Genomic DNA, 17,168 nt, shown 5'->3' with positions numbered 1-17,168 from the left:
CCCCCTTTTCAGTATTTATTTAACTTGCTTCATCAAAGCTGAGGTCTGCCATAGCATCACGCAGACCTTCCAGTACTTCATGCTGTTCAATATATTCCGTCCATTTATATGAGATACTGGACTTTATTTCACGTTTCAAGTTGTCATATAATGGCTGCATGGATTTTTTCCACATTTCGTTTGTGGCCTTCTGTACTTTATTTTCGTTCCAGCGGCTCTTTGCCGGTCTTTTTTGATTTTTGGATTGCTGGTATGCAGCAGCCTTTTCCATAAAGACTTCATAACCATCAAAGTTATTTTCAAGATATTCTAAAAATTCTTTGTATGTCATTCCAACACCTCGCTTTCTTAAAATTTTGCACGCAATTCTACAACTCTGCCTAAAATACGAACTGGTTTCTGAATAATATCAGTGTTACTGAAAAACATAGGCTCATAACTGGGATTGCTTGAAACCAGTTCTATTCCGTCACGGTATTTACGGAGCCTTTTACAAGTGGCTTCATCCCCGTTAACAGTAGCTATGACAATATCACCGGACTCCGCATCGTCCTGTTGACGGACAATAACAACGTCACCTTCGGAAAATTTTGGTTCCATGCTATCTCCATGGATTTTTAAACCGAAAAATTCACCTGTTGCAGCCATGTCCTCTGTGATCTCTTCAGTATCAATACATTCCTCTATGGCCGCAATCGGGATTCCTGCGGCTACACGCCCCAATACCCGAATAGTTACACCTTTTTTCTTTTCTTTTGATGGATTATCAATAGGACGAACATTGTTATCCCATCCCATGAGATAGGCAACGGTTGTGTCTAAAACGTCTGCAAATTCAACAACTTTACTTTGCACAATGTCATTGGTGCCAGTTTCAATTTTAGCAATAGAAGATTTGTTTTTATATCCCAACCGCTGAGCTAATTCTTCTTGAGTCATGCCCAGGGATTCACGTTTTTCTTTTATTCTCTTACCTATATCTGCCATACTCACCACCGAACTCCTTATATTGATAATACTAATATAACATAATGTTTACTTAAAATCAATAATATTTGGCGAATAGAGAAAAAATAGTTGACTTTAAATCATTCCGGTGCTATAGTGTGGATAGATGATTTAAAATCATCAAGAAAGGAGTGATAAATTGACTAATTCAGAAAAGCTTCGTAGTTTGATTGAAAGCAAAGGACTAAAAATGAAATATGTTGCTGATTATCTGGGATTATCAGCGTATGGATTCCAACTGAAGGTAAATAATAAGCAGGAATTTAAAACAAGTGAAGTTTCAGCATTGTGCGAATTATTAGATATTTACTCACTGGAAGAAAAGGAAGAAATTTTTTTTGCTAAGAAAGATGATTATAAATCATCAAAAAGAAAAGGAGCATGAGAAGATGAATATATATGATGCAGTAAAACAGGCGTTACCAGAAAATAAATACATCAGAAGGAAAAGCGTAAATTCTGGGATGTTGGAAAGTAAAGTTTTAATAAAACCAACAAATAGTTATGACTGCTGTGTGATATTGATTATAGGAGATAATGAGAAGCGGCAGTCAAGATTTTGGAACCCGACTGCCGATGATCTCATGGCTGATGACTGGGAAGTTACCATGGTATAAATTTGGAAACAAATTCGATAACAGTTAAGAATGTTTCTTTTGGAAGTGATTCCATATAAGCTACAGCATTATTAGTTAAATGACATTCTAATATCTCATTACTTCCATAAAAACATTTTACATAACCGTTTCGGGATAATGCGCGTAAAGAAAAATCCACATCGTCAATGGGAATATCGGGGAAAAAGTTATCGTGAATGGATTCACAGGATTTAAAATCACAAGACTTTTCTCTGGACATACCCGCAGAACGGCGATGCCGGTACTCTGTATATAGTTCGTACAAAATAGTTTTGTCATCATTTGTCAACATAGTTTTATCCTCCTTAGAATACTCAGCCCTGGCAGGGGCCTGTAATTAAAGAATAGGGGAATAGATAGGAAAAGTCAATCAGAAAGGAGCATGAAAGAATGAGCGAAAACAAAGAAAAAAGAGAAGCTGCGCTGGAAGAGTTTAGAGCATTCATAAAGTATTTGGCCAAAAAAGGTTTCACAGTGCAGCAACTTAAAATAATCGAAATGAATGCACCAGAGATTATAAACAATATTATTGCTGATATACATAAAAACTTAGTGCTTACTCCAAATCTGACAGACCTTCTGAAATAGAATCTCTGGTATGACAAAGACAAGTATTACTGCATATTGTATCAAGGGGGTGAATGTATGGAAGTGATTAAAGACGGAGAAACAACCTGCAGGATTCATGATGATTTCTGCTGCAAAACAGAGGAAGAGGTAAAAACGATACTGGATATCATAGCACAAACAGCATTCCAGCATCTTAACTCAAAGGAGAAAACCGCCTGATGGCGGAAAGTGAGGTGGACAACCATGGAAAAACTGAAAACCGATGGCGATATAGTAATACATCTTAGAAATATTGCAAGAGAACTAAGGGAGCTGTCAAAAATGACCGGACAGACAATAAGTCTGGATTGCAGATCAGAAAAAGATGCAAATGTCCGTATTGGGGATTACGCGATAATCATTCTGGGAGACAAGGAGTATTATCGTTATGAACCGATCAGAGGCCTTGCGGAGTGGAGAGATATAGAGCCACAGCAGGAGGTGTTTGGCAGTGCGCCGAACGATGATGCAGGAGAGGAGTTTTAAATGGTACATGCTTTGATTTCATTCATTTTGATTCTCATGATTTACAAACTGCCTTTATGGTCCATTGTGGTTTTCGTTGTAGGTGCAGCGGTATCCAGGGGAGCGGTAAAGGCGTTCAGGGAGATTATGGAGGTGTGATATGGAGGTGAAGCTTGTCGAAGAGGATAAAATCAATAAAATGCTCACGATCATTAAGGAGTTGAGCCGGAGCAACAATACAGAGGATAACATCAAAGCTGTTGTCCTGGCCTGGTGCCTGGAGGATATGGATTTGGTGGACAAGCCGGAAGAAAGGAAAAGGGTCCCGTCAGCGACCAAACTAAACGGGACCAAAAGCAAAATAACACAAGACCATTATACAAAAAGACAGGAGGATATGTCAATGACAGGAACTATCGGACAATTTTTGATTAAAACATGGGTAAATAGCAACTTCGGCTATGGGACCATGAAAATACATTTTTTAGATGACGCAAAAGCAAAGATCACGGATAAGACTGGGGAAAGCATGTATGTGCTTTATAACCAGGAAACGAAAGAGGTGTATCTGCAGATTGAATCAGAAGGATTTTAGCAGCATACAGGCGGACGTGGAACCCATATTCAGGGAAATAGAACATGTGAAGGAAAGATATGGTCTAACGACTCTTACGCTGGAATCATTTCAGCTTTCAGATCAGTTTAGAGGCTGCCGTGCCGGAAAAGATGGGTTCACGGCTCGCAGGGAGTTCCGGCACCGCCGGGACAGTGTGACACAATTTAAAAGGATTATATAAGGGGCAGGCATTTGCGGTGCCTGCCCCTTGGAAGTGGTAATACAAAAAAGTTTACATAACTATATTACTGCATCCATCATTTGTTGTCAAGTTACATGGGGTGGGAATCCCCATAAAGAGCTTGATAAGCATATTAGACTTGGAACAGAGGTGAGAGCGTGAGGATAAAAAAGACGTGGTATTTCCATGACAGCATTGAGGTTGAGGAAGGGCATACCGGTAGATACGGGGCACCAGGGATGCCGCGGGTGAAACGGCGGAAGGCCACACAGGAGGAAATAGAGAGGCAAAACCAGAAGAACCGGGAGAAAAAGGTGCGCCGCCTTATAAAAGAGAATTTTGGAAGAAATGATACATGGGCAACAGTGACATACCAAAAAGGGAAACGCCCATCTGCAGAAGAAATGAGAAAGGATATGTCAAAGACCATCAGAAAGCTGAGGCAGGAATACAGGAGGCATGGAAAGGAGCTTAAATATATCCTGCGCATGGCGATCGGAGAGAAAGGCGGTCCACACATCCATATCTTGCTGAACCGGATCAGCGGTGAAGGATATGGAACAGATACCATACTTTCAGAGTGTTGGGAAAAGGGCCATATCAATTACAAGCCTCTGTATGAGGCGGGAGGATATAAGGACCTTGCCGAATACATCACGAAACCGCTTGAAGAATGGGAGCTGGAAACCCTGAAAAGGTATACGCGGTCCAGGAACCTTGTTGAGCCAAAACCAAAAGTGAAGAAATGGCGCGGCAGGAAGTGGAGAGAAGCAAAAGCACCTAAAGGGTGGTATATAGACAAGGAATCCATGGTTGAGGGGATTAACCCGATCACTGGTAAAAAATACAGACATTACACCATGTTCCGCCTGCAGCCGGAACGGAAAGGGAGGAAGAGATGCAAAGATTGACAGCTTATAAAATCATTGACAGTCTGGGAGAGCTTGATAGGGAGGTAGTGCCGTGTCCAATGGCAGTGATCTATAGCCATCCGTCAGCCTGCCCGGAAGGATGTGTGATCAGAATATTCGACCGGAGATCAGGAAGGTCAACTTCATTGTGCGTGATCAGACGTACTGTAGAGGAGTGTAGGCAGGAAATCATAGAAAATGGGTTCAGCAAATTCTTTCAGCGTGCGCCTGGGGATGAACCGGAAATCGTGGAGAGCTGGATATGAGCGGGTTAATGTATCCAAAACCAGGGAAAGCGAAGAAAAAGAAGAAACACGGGAAAAGTATCATGCAGGACCAGACCTGTAAGCAGTGTTTTCTTTGTATGTTGCTGGACAGTGATTACGGGGAGAAACCGGTACATGATCACCATATCTTTTATGGTAATGGGCGGAGACAGATAAGTGAAGCCCATGGATTCAAAGTGAACTTATGCATGAGGCACCATAATGCCGGAAAAGAAGCTGTGCATGAAAATAAAAATTATGACAAGATCCTGAAAAGGATGTGCCAGCAGGCGTATGAAATGGAACATTCGCATGAGGAGTTCATGAAGATTTTCCATGAGGATTTTTTATAGGAGGCAGAATATGAAATTAGGGCAGAGACTAAGCGAGGAACAGATACAGGAGATGCGCAGGCTTGCATTGGCCGGTAAAAGCGCACTGCAGATATCAAAGGTTGTGGGGACAAGCCCTACAACTGTGCGGGATTACATGAAAAAGTGGGGTATAGATTACAGAGTAGATAAAAAAGAGGGGTGTTATCCGCCGAAACTGCTTGCAGAGTGGGACAAGCTCCATGAAAGGTATGGTACGAAAAAATGAATAAAGTAATTTTGATCGGGAGATTGACCAGGGAACCAGATACAAGATATTCACAGGGAGATGACTCCATGATGATCACAAGGTACACGCTCGCTGTCGACCGGGCCAGAAAAAAAGAAGGAGAAGCAACCGCAGACTTCATCCGGTGCGTAGCTTTTGGAAGGCAGGCTGAATTTGCAGGGAAATACTTCCGCCAGGGAACAAAGGTTGCAGTCTGCGGGAGGATACAGACAGGCAGCTATGTAAATCGTGAGGGAAATAAGGTATACACCACTGATATTGTGGTGGAAAGTCAGGAATTTGCTGAGAGCAAAAGAATGGCAGATGGCATAGATGAAAACCTGCCTTTTAACTAAGGGGTAAAACTATGAAAAGAGTGAGGATAAGTATACGGATTTGTGGAAAATCTGCCACGGCGAACCTACTTTATGTGGATAGCAAAGGAAATCAGCACAAATCCGTGAAGAAAGCAGAGAAAGAGCATGGAGACACCAGGGAGGCCGTGGAACTGAAAGCGCTGATCGCCGGACTGAAGGCTATGAGGGAACCGGTCATATTGGAGCTGTCGGCACCGGCATACATAGAAGCAGCAATTAAGAACGGTTGGCTGAACTCATGGGTGGCAGCAGGTGGCAAGAAATACAATGGAAAACAGGTGAAATGTTGGGATTTGTGGCAGCAGGTGCATTCGTTCATACAAATTCACATTTTGGAAGGGAACAGATAGGAGGAAATAGTTATGAGAGCAATAAGCGAGATGTATAAGCGCTCCGGGGGCACAAACCATCAGTATCTCTGTGCGGAGTGTGACAATTTGATCAAGGAGGGCAAAAGATTTTACTGCAGTCTTTACAGGGAGGCCGGAGGGACAAGGCAGTGGAATCCACAGTGGATTGCATGTGATTTCTTTGATTTTCCGTATCTGCCAAAAGGAAAGGCGGAGCGGCAGCAGGAATGTACGTGGGAACAGATGGATATTTTTGCATTCCCACAATACCTGCCAGAAGGGAAGGAATAGATATGGAGAGATTGACAGTTCCAGATACATATATAGACGGAGGGAAGAGAAGGGCAGTTATTGATGCAAGAGCGGTAAAAGAAGAGGCAATGACATTATACTGGGCACTGAAAAAATATGAGGACACAGGGCTTACACCTGAGGAGATCATAGAAAAGAAAGTGTTCCAGGAGTGGATACCAATAGAAGAAAGCCTCCCAGATATTAATACAGATGTCCTTGTAGCGGTGAATGATTTCGGAGAAGGGACGTTCAGGGATGTTGACTATTTAACAAATGAATCAGGAAAACTGATGTGGGGTACATATTGCGGCGCAAAAGAAAGGGTTCTTGCATGGATGCCGTTACCAAAAAGATATAAGGAGAAAAAATGAAAAGGGAAAGGCCAGTAATAGGAACACAGATGTACCATGTGAATGAGCACCTATATTATATAAAAAATCACGCAGGACCAATATTAGAATACGTTGTATGCAATGCTGTGGTAACTGGATTTTACACGATGGGATACACAGAGGTATGCCTCACTGGAAAAGATTCAGACGGTTACAATACGCCGTATAGATATCCATTAAACAAGATCGGGAAATCATTGTTCTATACAGCGAAAGATGCAGCAGAATATGCAAAAGTGCTCACAGAACGATATGAACATGCATGGGGATGGCTTGGCGAGCCGGATATACCGATGCGCCGGTCATGGGAAACTCTTTTGCTTAACAATAGAGATGTGGATGAGGGACAGATGAATTTATTGGATTTCCCGGAGGTGATGCCATGAAAATAGGATTAATAGATGTTGACGGGCATAATTTCCCGAATTTGTCTATCATGAAACTATCCACATGGCATAAGCAGAACGGCGATCAAGTCGAATGGTATAATCCCCTCACAGGCTGGTACGACATTCCAGACAGGGTATATATGAGTAAAGTGTTTTCGTTTTCGCCGGATTATCCACATCCGGTAAACGCAAAGGAAATTATCCGGGGCGGTACAGGTTACTATTACCCGGACGGAGGCGCGGAGCTGCCGGATGAAATCGGGCATATTTACCCTGATTACAGCCTGTACCCACAATACACCAATGATACAGCCTATGGATTCTTAACCAGGGGATGCCCGAGGGGATGTGGATTCTGCATTGTGGGAGGCAAGGAGGGGAGAACCAGCCGCAAGGTTGCAGATTTGTCGGAGTTCTGGCGGGGGCAGAAGAATATAGTTCTTCTTGACCCAAATATAACGGCATGCAGGGAATGGCAGGGACTATTCCAACAGCTTATTGACAGTAAGGCGTGGGTGGACTTCTCGCAGGGGTTAGACATCCGGGTGATGACCGATGACAAGGTCGAGATGCTGAAGCACATGAAAATCAAGCAGGTGCATTTTGCGTGGGATAATTACAGTGATAGAGACAAGATTATTCCACAGTTTAGAGCTTTTAAGGAGATTACTGGGTGGGACAAACGAAAGATGGGTGTATATGTCCTCACTAATTACAACAGCACTCATGAGGAGGATTTAGAGAGGATATACACTCTTAGGGACATGGGGTACTGGCCGTACGTCATGGTGTACGACAAGAACAAATTGTCCAGAGGGCATATAACCAGAAAACTACAAAGGTGGTGCAATATGAGGGCGGTGTTTGAGACAACGCCGAGGTTTGAGGATTACACAGGATAATGGAGAATTAGAAATGGAAAATAGAGAAAAATGTGGGAACTGTGTATGGCATATACCAGGCAAGGATGATTGGATATGTTCCTGCGAAGACTCAGAGGCATACGGGCTGGAAACAGAATATACAGATGTTTGTGAGGAATTTCACGATATAGAGAATTAATATTTAGAGGAGATACTTATGTGCAATGATTTTGAGTGTGTACATGATCAGTGTGGTATCTGTAGCTACACGGATGCGGATTGCGAATATGAGGATTGCGAGATGTGGGAAGATTGTACGGAGTGTATAGAGTGTGGAGGATGCTGCCATGATGAGCGAGTGGGTAAGTGTATCATATGACATGCCGCTCCGAAATCCAGGATATAAACAATGCAGTGTGAATGTAAAGGCGTTGCTGCAGGATGGGAGTGAGATAATTGCATATTATGCGGAGGATAACGCAGTTTGGTATAACTATGACACATCAAAAATTATTAAGGACGGGCAAGTAATTGCCTGGAAGAGCCTATAAAAAAGGAGGGCCGGGTCAGCAGGCCCGGCAGTATGAAAAAGAAAAGTCTATATGAAAAAGGTTATCGCCCTTTGTTGAGTATTACTATACCGGGAAAATGTGATGAAACTGTGGTGAAAAGATAAAAGAATTGTGAAAGGAATAAAAATGAACAAAAAAGAATTTGATAAAAGAATAGAAAAGTTTGTGACAGCATTGAGAGACTTATATTTAGATGCAGATGAAAGAGAAGGCGCTGAAATGCCAAAAATAGAACTGGAAGAGGAGAACCTTACAGATGACTTTACCGCAATGATTATAGCAGTACATCTCTTGTATGCTTCGATAACTGGTGATGATGATACGGACATTATAGGATTTACGCATATGGCAAACCGTCTGGTTTTCCAGTGGTTGCTTAAGAACGGTAATGGGGATTAACAAGATGAGAATGTGTAGCATATGCCGAGCCAGAAAAGAGGAAGCAGAGTTCCGGCTGATGAAAAAGCAGAACCGCCGGAATAGCTATTGCAAAGATTGCGAACGGTGGTATATGCGAAATTATATGAGAGCATACAGAGAAAGGATTGGAGGTGCTGAATGAGCAAAGCAATGTTAATTATGGATATGCCGGAGAAGTGCAGTAAATGTAATTTCTGGTTTTCAAAAGCAACAGAACCAGTTAAGTACAGATGTATGGCGAAACAAAAATATATAGAGGATTTAAGGAGTAAGCCAGAATGGTGCCCGCTACGGGAGTTGCCGGAAAGAAATCCAAAGAATCCAGTGGGATAACTATATAGGAGGACAGATATGTATGAAAAGTGATTTAAAGCCTTTCCCGTTTTGCGGGTGTGAAGAAAAATTTACTGCAGAGATACCAACAAAGAGAGGAAAGCGGTATCAGATTATATGCTGCCACTGCGGGGCAAAAACAGGAAGAAAGAAAACGGAAGAAGAGGAAATAGCAGCATGGAATGGCCGCAGCCATACTGAAGAGGTCATAAGTGCTCTCAAAAAAGAGGTTGCGGCTCCTGTTATTAAAGAGTGGGATAAGTCGATAGGCGATCACAGTTATTACAGGTATGTCTGCCCGAAATGCGAAAATGTTTTAAGACCGAGTACGAGAGGTAAGTATTGTCCGTATTGTGGTCAGAGGATAGATTGGGAGGATGAATCATGTGGAAAATAAGGATTGAATACGATGACAAGAGTAAAATTACCCTGACTGGAAAAGGCAAGGATATTGACATTGAGCTGGCTTGGGAGTATTACGACTTGTATGTTGCTGGACGTGCCTGCAGTGCAACATACCAGAGATACCCAAAAAAAGAATATCCTGAAATTACTCTTCAGGAAAAAATAAAGGGATTAGAAGGATGGGAACACCATGAAACTACTCTGTAGGAAAAAATAAAGGAATTGGAAGGATGGGAAAATCATGAAGGAAATAGAAGAGATTTATTAATGTTCTGGTGGCAGCAGGACACGGATACATGGAGGTGATGCCATTGAAAATGACAAAAGAAATGCTGATATCATATAGGAGTAAAAGACAAGAAATAAAAGAACTGGAATATATCCTGAGAAATCGCTGGAAAAGTGAATCTATGATAAGTGTTGACACGATCCTGAATTACAGGAAAGGGTATCCGGTCCCAGAAGGGGTAATGGGTTTTGATTATGAAAGATATGAAAGGCTGCAGGATAGAGACATTAAGCGCAAGGAGAGGCTGGAAAAGGAGTGTAAAGAAGTAGAGGAATTTGTGGGTGAAATCAGAGATAGTACAACACGTAGAATCTTTCAGATGTATTTTATTGATGGAGAAGTCAAACCTTCACAAACCAAAGTCGCAAAGCGTCTGCACTTAGATCGAAGCCGGATAAGCAGAAGAATAGATGATTATTTGAAAAACGCACAAAAAGCACAGAAAGCACATGTATAATAACAATAGAGCCAATGGGTTCATTGCTTTATCTTTCATATATCCTCTTTGTTATTAGGCTGCCGGGTGTCATGGCCCGGTGGCTGAATCAGGCCAGGCGGCGCCTTGTGGTAGAGCCACAAAGACCGCCACTCCTTAATATAATTTTATAAGTGAGGCGAACCCGACCGCTGGGGGAACCGTAGTACATTAACCTCTTGGCTGCCACGGACATAAGAGCCGGGCAGTGATAAGTATAAAGCAAAACGTCTGTATCATTGCCGCGGTACCAGCGACAAGAAAACGGGTGTGGAGTAAAGAACATGGGAGACGTCCCTGGGTGGAGTTGTGAGGGGGTTCTGATACCAAAAGCGGAAGAACATATTTCTGTACAGCTTGAAGTCCTGCAATGCTATAAAGCTGCAAAAAACTTTATCCGTAACAGATGAGACTGGCCGGTGATTGCAGTAGTCCGGCAATTACGGGTAGCGCTCTGGAAGTGTAAGCAGTTTATAGAGAGCATAAGATTCCCTGGTGTCCGGGGTAGGTCAGCAGTGTATATACTTTAAACTGCGTGTTCTAGGTCTGGGATAGCAGCACCGTTACAGCGGTGCAATGTGTGGAGCATACCATCAATGGAAGATGGGCAGGGTCGCGCCCTGGGTTCCGGTTCGATTCCGGATGCGTCCGCTTCGCTTATCTGCCGCCGGGTCACCGGAGAGGCAGGGAGTACAGCAGCATAATGTGCACTGAGTGCTGTGTAGCCTCCGGGATTATCACCCGGGGTAAGCAATAGAGAGCGTCTGGTCAGATAACTGGCTGGGCGCTTTTATTATGGGCATATAGCTCAAACAGTTACGCCGATTCATAAATTTGATCAGGGAGACAAGAATGGATTATCAATCAGCGAAATGGAAAAAGAAAAGAGAGAAGATATTAAAACTGGATAAGTATAAGGACAGAGTGGCGGCTATGTTTGGTAGGACTGCAGCAGCAAATACGGTGCATCATATCTATCCAGCGGAAGAATATCCAGAATATGAATGGTGCGACTGGAACCTGATCTCAGTCAGCCAGGCCACACATAATAGGCTAGAGAACCGGAAGACAGGGGAACTGACAAAGGAAGGTTTGATGCTGCAGCGGTTGATCAAGCCACATGATGAATGGAGGAAGATATGAAAGAATTGTTAGAATCGTTAAAAGACAGTGCAATAAAACATGGAGAAATGCAGAGGATAGATGATATAAACCGATTGGAGAAATATATAGATGATTTGAGGTGGCAGGCCGATGCAAAACCGGTTCCTGCTTTATCGGAGAGCCAAGAAGCAATGTTGCCATATGGCTGTAGTATTAACATCCAGACTGTAAATATAATTTTGGGAAATGATATCCCCCCTGGCCTGGATACCTGATTTGAAATCTCGTCTACTGGGGAGGGTTAGCTTTTTCCATCTCCGGGAAGAAAATGAAAAAGGGGGAAGGGACCATGAAAAAAGCAAGCGTTACCAGAAAAAAGAATGAGATATACAAGGAAACAAAAGCAAATATGGAGAAGCTGGGAACGTATAGAAGTGAGTTTGAGGCCCCCATAAAGCGTTATGCAGAACTTAGGTTACAGTTTGATATCCTGAATGAACAGTGGTATGAGGAAGGCTGCAGAATAACAGAGGAGTATACAAATAAATCAGGAGCAACAAATCAGAGAAAGACGGCCCTATACCTGTCCATTGAAACTATGCGGAAAGAACTGATAGATATGGAAAACATATTCGGACTTACACCGAAAGGTTTGAAAATGATAAAAGCAAAAGGGCTTGATAAGCAGAAAGGCAGCGCACTGGAAAAGGCGCTCGTACATGCGGATGAAGAAACATAAGAACTGGGATACAGTGATGGACTATGCATCAGGTATTGTTTCAGGAAAGATACGGGCGAATAAGTATCGTGTTTTGGGATGTGAAAGATTCCTGAAGGACCTGGAAAACCCTGCATATGAGTTTAATCCGCATGATGCAGAATTTTGCATCAATATTATTGAAAGGACCCTATGTCATCAACAGGGAGAAATGAGAGACGGCACACCTTTAAGAGGAACGCCGTTTTTTTTGATGCCGTTCCATAAATTTATCGTATACAACCTTCTTGGATTTAAGTTGAAAGGGACGATAATAAACCGTTTCCATGAATGCCTTATCTTCATACCACGAAAAAATGTTAAGACCAGTTTTGCTGGGGCACTGGCGTATGCGCTTGGACTTTTATACCGGATGTCGGGATCAAAGATCTATGTGGTAGCAGCAGCACAGAAGCAGACACTTGAGACATTTAACTTCATAAAATACAACATTGTGAATATGGGGGAGGAGGAAAGGTTCCGGATCATAGATAACAATAATGAACATTCCATCAGTGCAGAGATCGGAGAAGGGTTGTTCGTGCTTAATGCTTTGGCGGCGAACCCGGATTCACAGGATTCATTTAACTGCAACGTAGCGATCGCGGATGAAATGCACGCCTTTAAAAAACCAAAGCAGTATAACCTTTTTAAGGAGGCAATGAAAGCTTATTCCAATAAATTAATGATAGGGATATCGACGGCAGGGGATGATCCTAACGGATTCCTGGCAAACAGAGTGAAATACTGTAAAAAGGTATTAGACGGACAAGTAGAAGATGAACAATATTTTATATTTATCTGTGAGGCAGACCCACAAAAAGGTGAAGACGGGAATGAGTATATTGATTATCTGAACCCAGAAGTGCATGAAATGGCAAACCCGGCATATGGGGAGTCAATAAGGCCAGAAGATATGATAACGGATGCTGTGCAGGCCCAGAATGACCCACAGCAGAGAAAGGATTTCTTTGCAAAATCATTGAATGTATTTACCAGTGCGGTAGACACCTACTTTGATATGGCAGTTGTGCAAGCGTCCGATGAAAAGTATAACTGGACAATGGAAGAACTTTCAAAGCTGCCGGTAACATGGTATGGAGGAGCGGACTTATCCCTCATGCATGATCTGACTGGGACTGCGCTGCATGGGAGATATAAAGATGTAGACATTGCGATTACACATGCTTTTATGCCTATTGCAGTCGCAAACGTAAAGGCAGAAGAAGATAACATACCGTTTTTCTGGTGGCAGGAAAAGGATTGGTTAACGATGTGTAACGGAAATGTAATTGACTATGAAGAACCGGTGAAATGGTTCATAGCAATGAAAAAGATGGGATTCAAGATAAAGTGGGTAGGATATGACCGGAGATACAGCCGGGAATTTGTACTCAAAATGAAAAAAGCTGGGTTCAGAATGCGTGACCAGTCACAGCGTTATGTAGAAAAGACAGAGGCATTCCGTGAAATAGAAAATAAATACAAAGAGCAGAAGTTTTACTACTGTCATAACCGTGCCTATGAGTATTGTATAGGAAATGTCAAAGCCATAGAGGATAGTGATGACTTTGTACGCTTTGAAAAAGTAGAACAAAAACTACGGATAGATTTGTTTGACGCGGATGTGATAGCAGCAAAGCAAATGCTGATAGACATAGAAAAATCGCAGAAAGCAAGTGAATGGTTTTCATAGGAGGGGATCATGTCAAAGAAAAAGAAGAAGCAGACCAGGGCGGAGCCAAAAGGGAATACTTTTTTATGCAGCATGGAGGCGTATGACACTTTATGCTGCAATGGGTATACCAGACTGACCGACAACCCAGAGGTTATGTCAGGGGTAAACAAAATCTGTGATCTGATATCAAGTATGACAATTTATCTGATGGCAAACACAGACAAGGGCGATATCAGGATAAAGAATGAACTTGCGAAAAAGGTGGACATATACCCAAACAGGTATATGACAAGAAAAACATTCATTTCCGCTGTAGTAAAGTCTATGCTCCTGGATGGGGACGGGAACAGCATCGTGTTCCCTACAACAGAGAATGGTTATTTAAAAGACTTGATACCGGCAAGACCGGGAAGCGTTTCATTCATACCGGATGATTACGGGTACAAGATATATTATGAGGGCATGGAGTACGATCCTGATAACATCCTGCATTTTGTCATTAACCCGGATACCTATCGCCCATGGAAAGGAACGGGATACCGTACCACTTTAAAAGCAGTTGCAGACAGTTTGAAACAGGCCGAAAAAACTAAAAAAGGATTTATGGAAAGCAAATGGAAACCGTCTATGGTGGTAAAAGTCGATGCGTTGACAGAAGAGTTTTCCAACAAAGAAGGAAGAAAGGCTTTATTAGAAAGCTACATTGAAACGTCTGAATCAGGGGAGCCATGGATGATTCCGGCAGAGCAATTTGATATCAAGGAAGTAAGGCCGCTCTCCCTGAATGATATAGCACTTCCTGATTCGGTAAGGCTGGATAAACGTACTGTAGCAGCAATTTTGGACATACCTTCTTTTTTGGTAGGAGAAGGGACTTTCGATGAAAAAGAGTGGAACAATTTTATTAATACCAGGATACGGACCATTTGTAATGCGATTGAACAGGAGTTTACAAGAAAGCTGCTGTTAAGCCCGGACTGGTATTTTAAGTTCAATCTGCGTTCCTTATACGCATATGACATAAACACATTATCGAATGTGGGGGCAAATATGTATACCAGAGGGATCATGTCAGGAAATGAAGTCAGGGATTGGATTGGGCTGTCACCAAAGGATGGACTGGACGGACTGATAATATTAGAGAACTACATTCCGCAGGGGATGATAGGGGATCAAAAGAAATTGGAACAGGGAGGTGATAAAGGTGAGTGAAATAAGCATGCGTCAGGTCAGGGGAATGCCAGTGAAATTTGAGACAAGGGAAGAATCAGAGAATATCTATATTTCAGGATATTTTGCAGTTTTTAATTCGGACTATGAAATCTGGCCGGGTGCTACGGAGAGCGTGGCGGAAACCGCCTTTGACGGAACACTGTCAGATGATATCCGCTGCCTGATCGACCATGAGACACGGCTCGTACTGGGAAGGACAAAAGTAAATACATTAACACTGAAAGTTGACAGCCGTGGGCTATGGGGAGAAGTCAGGATCAATAAAAACGACGTGGACGCCATGAACCTGTACGAGAGAGTAAGGCGCGGAGATGTGGACCAGTGCAGTTTTGGTTTTGATATCCTGGACGAAGAATTTGAAGACAGGGGCACAGAAGTACACTGGACAATCAAAAAAGTAAAACTGTATGAGGTGTCAGTTGTAACTTTTCCTGCATATACGGAAACCGCCGTAAGTGCAAGAAAGCAGCAGGCGGAAACAATTAAAAAACGCAGTATTGAGGCATGGAAAAAAAGAATGATAGAAAAATTGAAGGGAGAAAGATAATGGCATTAAAAGCATTATTACTTAGGAGTCGTCTTGATAAAGTGAAAAAAGAACTTGGAGAGCTGAGGGGAAAAGATGCGGATTTCCAGAAGCGGGAAAAGGAACTGGAAGAGGCAATCAATGAAATGACAGAGGATACACCGGAGGATGACAGAAAGGAAATTGAATCACAGTCTGAGATATTCCAGGAAGAGAAAGAGGAACATGATAAATCTGTGAAAGATCTGGAAGAAGAGATTAAGAAAATCGAAGGCGAGATTAAAGAGGAAGAGAAAAGAAGCACACCGCCTGCAGCAGAAATCAGAGAAAGAGAGGAAGGTAAAACAACCATGATGGAAAGAAAGAAATTTGAGGATATGAACATGCAGGAAAGGCATGAGTTCTTTAACCGTTCTGATGTAAAGGAGTTTGTTACCGGAATCAGAAGTATGGTGACTAATAAGCGTTCGATCGGGAACACAGAACTGATCATTCCGGAAGTGATGCTGCCAATGCTGCAGCAGATTACATACGGTGCATCCAAACTGCTGAAATATACTGACATGGAGATACTGACAGGAACATCCAGAATGGTAGTGTCAGGGGCAGAACCGGAGGGGGTATGGACAGAGCAGTGCGGAACACTGAATGAACTGTCACTTGGGTTCACAGATGTAGAGATGGATGGATTTAAAGTGGGAGGTTTTTTTAAAGTATGCAATGCTATCCTGGAGGACAATGATATAGATTTGACAGGGAAGGTCATTAATTCGCTGGGTGTATCTATTGCGAAGGCAGCAGATAAAGCGATTGTTTACGGAAAAGGCGCAAAAATGCCCCTCGGATTTGTGACACGGCTGGCGCAGGAAGCAAAGCCGGAAGGATATTCGGCAACGGAGCGGGAGTGGAAAGACCTTCACGAAAGTAATGTCATTACAATCACCGGAAAAAGCGGGGTTAATCTTTTTAAGGAAATTGTAAAAGCAACGAAAAAAATTGCGAATGATTACAGCAAAGAAGGACTGGTGTGGATTATGAACAAATCTACGCATGTGGACCTTGTTGTTGAGGCTATGGGAAGTAATATGGCTGCAGCTATCGTATCAGGCATGTCTGACACAATGCCGGTGATTGGGGGAGCTCTGGAAGAGCTGGAATTTATGGCTGATGGAGACATTGCATTCGGATATATGAAGAACTATAAAACAGTACAGAGAAAGGGTATCCAGATTGGGCAGTCTGAACATGTGAAGTTCCTGGAAGACCAGACATTATTTAAAGGAACCGCAAGATATGACGGCAAACCGATTATTGCGGAGGCTTTCGCGATCATGAATATAGCAGGGGCAGCACCGGGGATGACCGCAACATTTCCGGATGACAAAGCGAATACAGAAACACCGTAATATAAACAGGG

The 17,168-nt window shown here is 42.6% G+C and carries 32 protein-coding genes and 1 pseudogene; 30 read left to right on the top strand and 3 right to left on the bottom strand.

The window, feature by feature from the left end:
• Positions 1-19 precede the first annotated feature (19 nt).
• Together MUB35_RS25975 and MUB35_RS25970 are read right to left on the bottom strand one after the other, a co-directional pair.
• Positions 20-331 (bottom strand): hypothetical protein, encoded by a 312-nt coding sequence (locus MUB35_RS25975; RefSeq protein WP_244807093.1) that lies wholly within the window; start codon positions 329-331, stop codon positions 20-22.
• A 17-nt stretch (positions 332-348) separates the two neighbouring features.
• Positions 349-987 carry a LexA family protein gene (locus MUB35_RS25970; RefSeq protein ID WP_244807092.1) on the bottom strand — a complete coding sequence of 213 codons (639 nt, stop codon included), beginning with the start codon at positions 985-987 and terminating at the stop codon, positions 349-351.
• Positions 988-1,147: 160 nt separating this feature from the next.
• Here MUB35_RS25970 and MUB35_RS25965 point away from each other — a divergent pair, with 160 nt between their 5' ends.
• Positions 1,148-1,393 (top strand): hypothetical protein, encoded by a 246-nt coding sequence (locus tag MUB35_RS25965; RefSeq protein ID WP_243107834.1) that lies wholly within the window; start codon positions 1,148-1,150, stop codon positions 1,391-1,393.
• 4 nt (positions 1,394-1,397) lie between these two features.
• Positions 1,398-1,625 (top strand): Thoeris anti-defense Tad2 family protein, encoded by a 228-nt coding sequence (locus MUB35_RS25960; RefSeq protein WP_244807091.1) that lies wholly within the window; start codon positions 1,398-1,400, stop codon positions 1,623-1,625.
• Here the strand turns inward: MUB35_RS25960 and MUB35_RS25955 are convergent.
• Positions 1,612-1,938, bottom strand: a complete 327-nt coding sequence (locus MUB35_RS25955) for a hypothetical protein (protein ID WP_244807090.1) — start codon at positions 1,936-1,938, stop codon at positions 1,612-1,614. The genes MUB35_RS25960 and MUB35_RS25955 overlap by 14 nt on opposite strands.
• Before the next feature lie 98 nt (positions 1,939-2,036).
• Here MUB35_RS25955 and MUB35_RS25950 point away from each other — a divergent pair, with 98 nt between their 5' ends.
• The 28 genes and pseudogenes from MUB35_RS25950 to MUB35_RS25815 all read left to right on the top strand — a co-directional run bounded on the left by MUB35_RS25950 (position 2,037) and on the right by MUB35_RS25815 (position 17,157).
• Positions 2,037-2,234, top strand: coding sequence for a hypothetical protein (locus tag MUB35_RS25950; RefSeq protein ID WP_244807089.1), 198 nt, complete (start codon positions 2,037-2,039; stop codon positions 2,232-2,234).
• A gap of 57 nt (positions 2,235-2,291) precedes the next feature.
• Positions 2,292-2,435, top strand: a complete 144-nt coding sequence (locus tag MUB35_RS25945) for a hypothetical protein (RefSeq protein WP_244807088.1) — start codon at positions 2,292-2,294, stop codon at positions 2,433-2,435.
• 24 nt (positions 2,436-2,459) lie between these two features.
• On the top strand, positions 2,460-2,741 hold the full coding sequence (locus MUB35_RS25940) for a hypothetical protein (RefSeq protein WP_244807087.1): 282 nt from the start codon (positions 2,460-2,462) through the stop codon (positions 2,739-2,741).
• Positions 2,742-2,879 carry a hypothetical protein gene (locus MUB35_RS25935; RefSeq protein ID WP_244807086.1) on the top strand — a complete coding sequence of 46 codons (138 nt, stop codon included), beginning with the start codon at positions 2,742-2,744 and terminating at the stop codon, positions 2,877-2,879.
• Position 2,880: 1 nt separating this feature from the next.
• Positions 2,881-3,315, top strand: a complete 435-nt coding sequence (locus MUB35_RS25930) for a hypothetical protein (protein WP_244807085.1) — start codon at positions 2,881-2,883, stop codon at positions 3,313-3,315.
• A 360-nt stretch (positions 3,316-3,675) separates the two neighbouring features.
• The gene (locus tag MUB35_RS25925) at positions 3,676-4,428 is read left to right on the top strand and encodes a rolling circle replication-associated protein (protein WP_244807084.1); all 753 of its coding nucleotides are present in this window, start codon (positions 3,676-3,678) and stop codon (positions 4,426-4,428) included.
• Positions 4,416-4,694, top strand: coding sequence for a hypothetical protein (locus MUB35_RS25920; protein WP_244807083.1), 279 nt, complete (start codon positions 4,416-4,418; stop codon positions 4,692-4,694). Before MUB35_RS25925 ends, MUB35_RS25920 begins: the two co-directional genes overlap by 13 nt.
• Positions 4,691-5,047: a hypothetical protein gene (locus MUB35_RS25915; RefSeq protein WP_244807082.1), complete on the top strand. Its 357-nt coding sequence runs from the start codon at positions 4,691-4,693 to the stop codon at positions 5,045-5,047. The genes MUB35_RS25920 and MUB35_RS25915 overlap by 4 nt, the downstream gene beginning before the upstream one ends.
• A 10-nt stretch (positions 5,048-5,057) precedes the next feature.
• Positions 5,058-5,294, top strand: coding sequence for a hypothetical protein (locus MUB35_RS25910; protein WP_244807081.1), 237 nt, complete (start codon positions 5,058-5,060; stop codon positions 5,292-5,294).
• Positions 5,291-5,608, top strand: a pseudogene (locus MUB35_RS25905) (single-stranded DNA-binding protein); the annotation flags it as partial. The gene MUB35_RS25910 and the pseudogene MUB35_RS25905, both read left to right, overlap by 4 nt.
• 53 nt (positions 5,609-5,661) lie before the next feature.
• The gene (locus tag MUB35_RS25900) at positions 5,662-6,021 is read left to right on the top strand and encodes a hypothetical protein (RefSeq protein WP_244807080.1); all 360 of its coding nucleotides are present in this window, start codon (positions 5,662-5,664) and stop codon (positions 6,019-6,021) included.
• A 12-nt stretch (positions 6,022-6,033) separates the two neighbouring features.
• Complete coding sequence (locus MUB35_RS25895) at positions 6,034-6,312, top strand: hypothetical protein (protein ID WP_244807079.1); 279 nt, start codon at positions 6,034-6,036, stop codon at positions 6,310-6,312.
• A 2-nt stretch (positions 6,313-6,314) separates the two neighbouring features.
• A complete protein-coding gene (locus MUB35_RS25890) occupies positions 6,315-6,686 on the top strand; it encodes a DUF551 domain-containing protein (RefSeq protein WP_244807078.1) in 372 nt (123 codons plus the stop codon).
• Positions 6,683-7,093, top strand: a complete 411-nt coding sequence (locus MUB35_RS25885) for a hypothetical protein (protein ID WP_244807077.1) — start codon at positions 6,683-6,685, stop codon at positions 7,091-7,093. Before MUB35_RS25890 ends, MUB35_RS25885 begins: the two co-directional genes overlap by 4 nt.
• Positions 7,090-7,998 carry a radical SAM protein gene (locus MUB35_RS25880; RefSeq protein ID WP_244807076.1) on the top strand — a complete coding sequence of 303 codons (909 nt, stop codon included), beginning with the start codon at positions 7,090-7,092 and terminating at the stop codon, positions 7,996-7,998. The genes MUB35_RS25885 and MUB35_RS25880 overlap by 4 nt, the downstream gene beginning before the upstream one ends.
• A gap of 308 nt (positions 7,999-8,306) precedes the next feature.
• Entirely contained in the window at positions 8,307-8,510 is a 204-nt protein-coding gene (locus tag MUB35_RS25875) for a hypothetical protein (RefSeq protein WP_244807075.1), read from the top strand.
• Positions 8,511-8,657: 147 nt separating this feature from the next.
• Positions 8,658-8,930, top strand: a complete 273-nt coding sequence (locus MUB35_RS25870) for a hypothetical protein (RefSeq protein ID WP_244807074.1) — start codon at positions 8,658-8,660, stop codon at positions 8,928-8,930.
• 159 nt (positions 8,931-9,089) lie between these two features.
• The gene (locus tag MUB35_RS25865) at positions 9,090-9,284 is read left to right on the top strand and encodes a hypothetical protein (RefSeq protein ID WP_118743755.1); all 195 of its coding nucleotides are present in this window, start codon (positions 9,090-9,092) and stop codon (positions 9,282-9,284) included.
• A 22-nt stretch (positions 9,285-9,306) separates the two neighbouring features.
• Positions 9,307-9,681 carry a Lar family restriction alleviation protein gene (locus tag MUB35_RS25860; RefSeq protein WP_244807073.1) on the top strand — a complete coding sequence of 125 codons (375 nt, stop codon included), beginning with the start codon at positions 9,307-9,309 and terminating at the stop codon, positions 9,679-9,681.
• Entirely contained in the window at positions 9,669-9,896 is a 228-nt protein-coding gene (locus MUB35_RS25855; RefSeq protein WP_244807072.1) for a hypothetical protein, read from the top strand. The genes MUB35_RS25860 and MUB35_RS25855 overlap by 13 nt, the downstream gene beginning before the upstream one ends.
• Before the next feature lie 98 nt (positions 9,897-9,994).
• The gene (locus MUB35_RS25850; protein WP_244807105.1) at positions 9,995-10,435 is read left to right on the top strand and encodes a hypothetical protein; all 441 of its coding nucleotides are present in this window, start codon (positions 9,995-9,997) and stop codon (positions 10,433-10,435) included.
• An 870-nt stretch (positions 10,436-11,305) separates the two neighbouring features.
• Positions 11,306-11,596 (top strand): hypothetical protein, encoded by a 291-nt coding sequence (locus tag MUB35_RS25845; protein WP_244807071.1) that lies wholly within the window; start codon positions 11,306-11,308, stop codon positions 11,594-11,596.
• On the top strand, positions 11,593-11,832 hold the full coding sequence (locus MUB35_RS25840) for a hypothetical protein (RefSeq protein ID WP_244807070.1): 240 nt from the start codon (positions 11,593-11,595) through the stop codon (positions 11,830-11,832). Before MUB35_RS25845 ends, MUB35_RS25840 begins: the two co-directional genes overlap by 4 nt.
• 74 nt (positions 11,833-11,906) lie before the next feature.
• Entirely contained in the window at positions 11,907-12,296 is a 390-nt protein-coding gene (locus MUB35_RS25835; protein WP_244807069.1) for a P27 family phage terminase small subunit, read from the top strand.
• Positions 12,277-14,010 (top strand): terminase large subunit, encoded by a 1,734-nt coding sequence (locus MUB35_RS25830; protein ID WP_331477644.1) that lies wholly within the window; start codon positions 12,277-12,279, stop codon positions 14,008-14,010. Before MUB35_RS25835 ends, MUB35_RS25830 begins: the two co-directional genes overlap by 20 nt.
• A gap of 9 nt (positions 14,011-14,019) precedes the next feature.
• Entirely contained in the window at positions 14,020-15,204 is a 1,185-nt protein-coding gene (locus MUB35_RS25825; protein ID WP_244807068.1) for a phage portal protein, read from the top strand.
• Positions 15,197-15,772: an HK97 family phage prohead protease gene (locus MUB35_RS25820; RefSeq protein ID WP_331477643.1), complete on the top strand. Its 576-nt coding sequence runs from the start codon at positions 15,197-15,199 to the stop codon at positions 15,770-15,772. The genes MUB35_RS25825 and MUB35_RS25820 overlap by 8 nt, the downstream gene beginning before the upstream one ends.
• The gene (locus MUB35_RS25815; RefSeq protein ID WP_244807067.1) at positions 15,772-17,157 is read left to right on the top strand and encodes a phage major capsid protein; all 1,386 of its coding nucleotides are present in this window, start codon (positions 15,772-15,774) and stop codon (positions 17,155-17,157) included. The genes MUB35_RS25820 and MUB35_RS25815 overlap by 1 nt, the downstream gene beginning before the upstream one ends.
• Positions 17,158-17,168: the final 11 nt, after the last annotated feature.

The organism is Blautia sp. NSJ-175 (genome assembly GCF_022867815.1).
In the GTDB taxonomy this organism is placed as follows: Bacteria; Bacillota; Clostridia; order Lachnospirales; family Lachnospiraceae; genus Blautia; species Blautia celeris.
The sequence above is the reverse complement of the archived record's forward strand: the minus strand, read 5'-3'. Positions and strand labels throughout refer to the sequence as shown.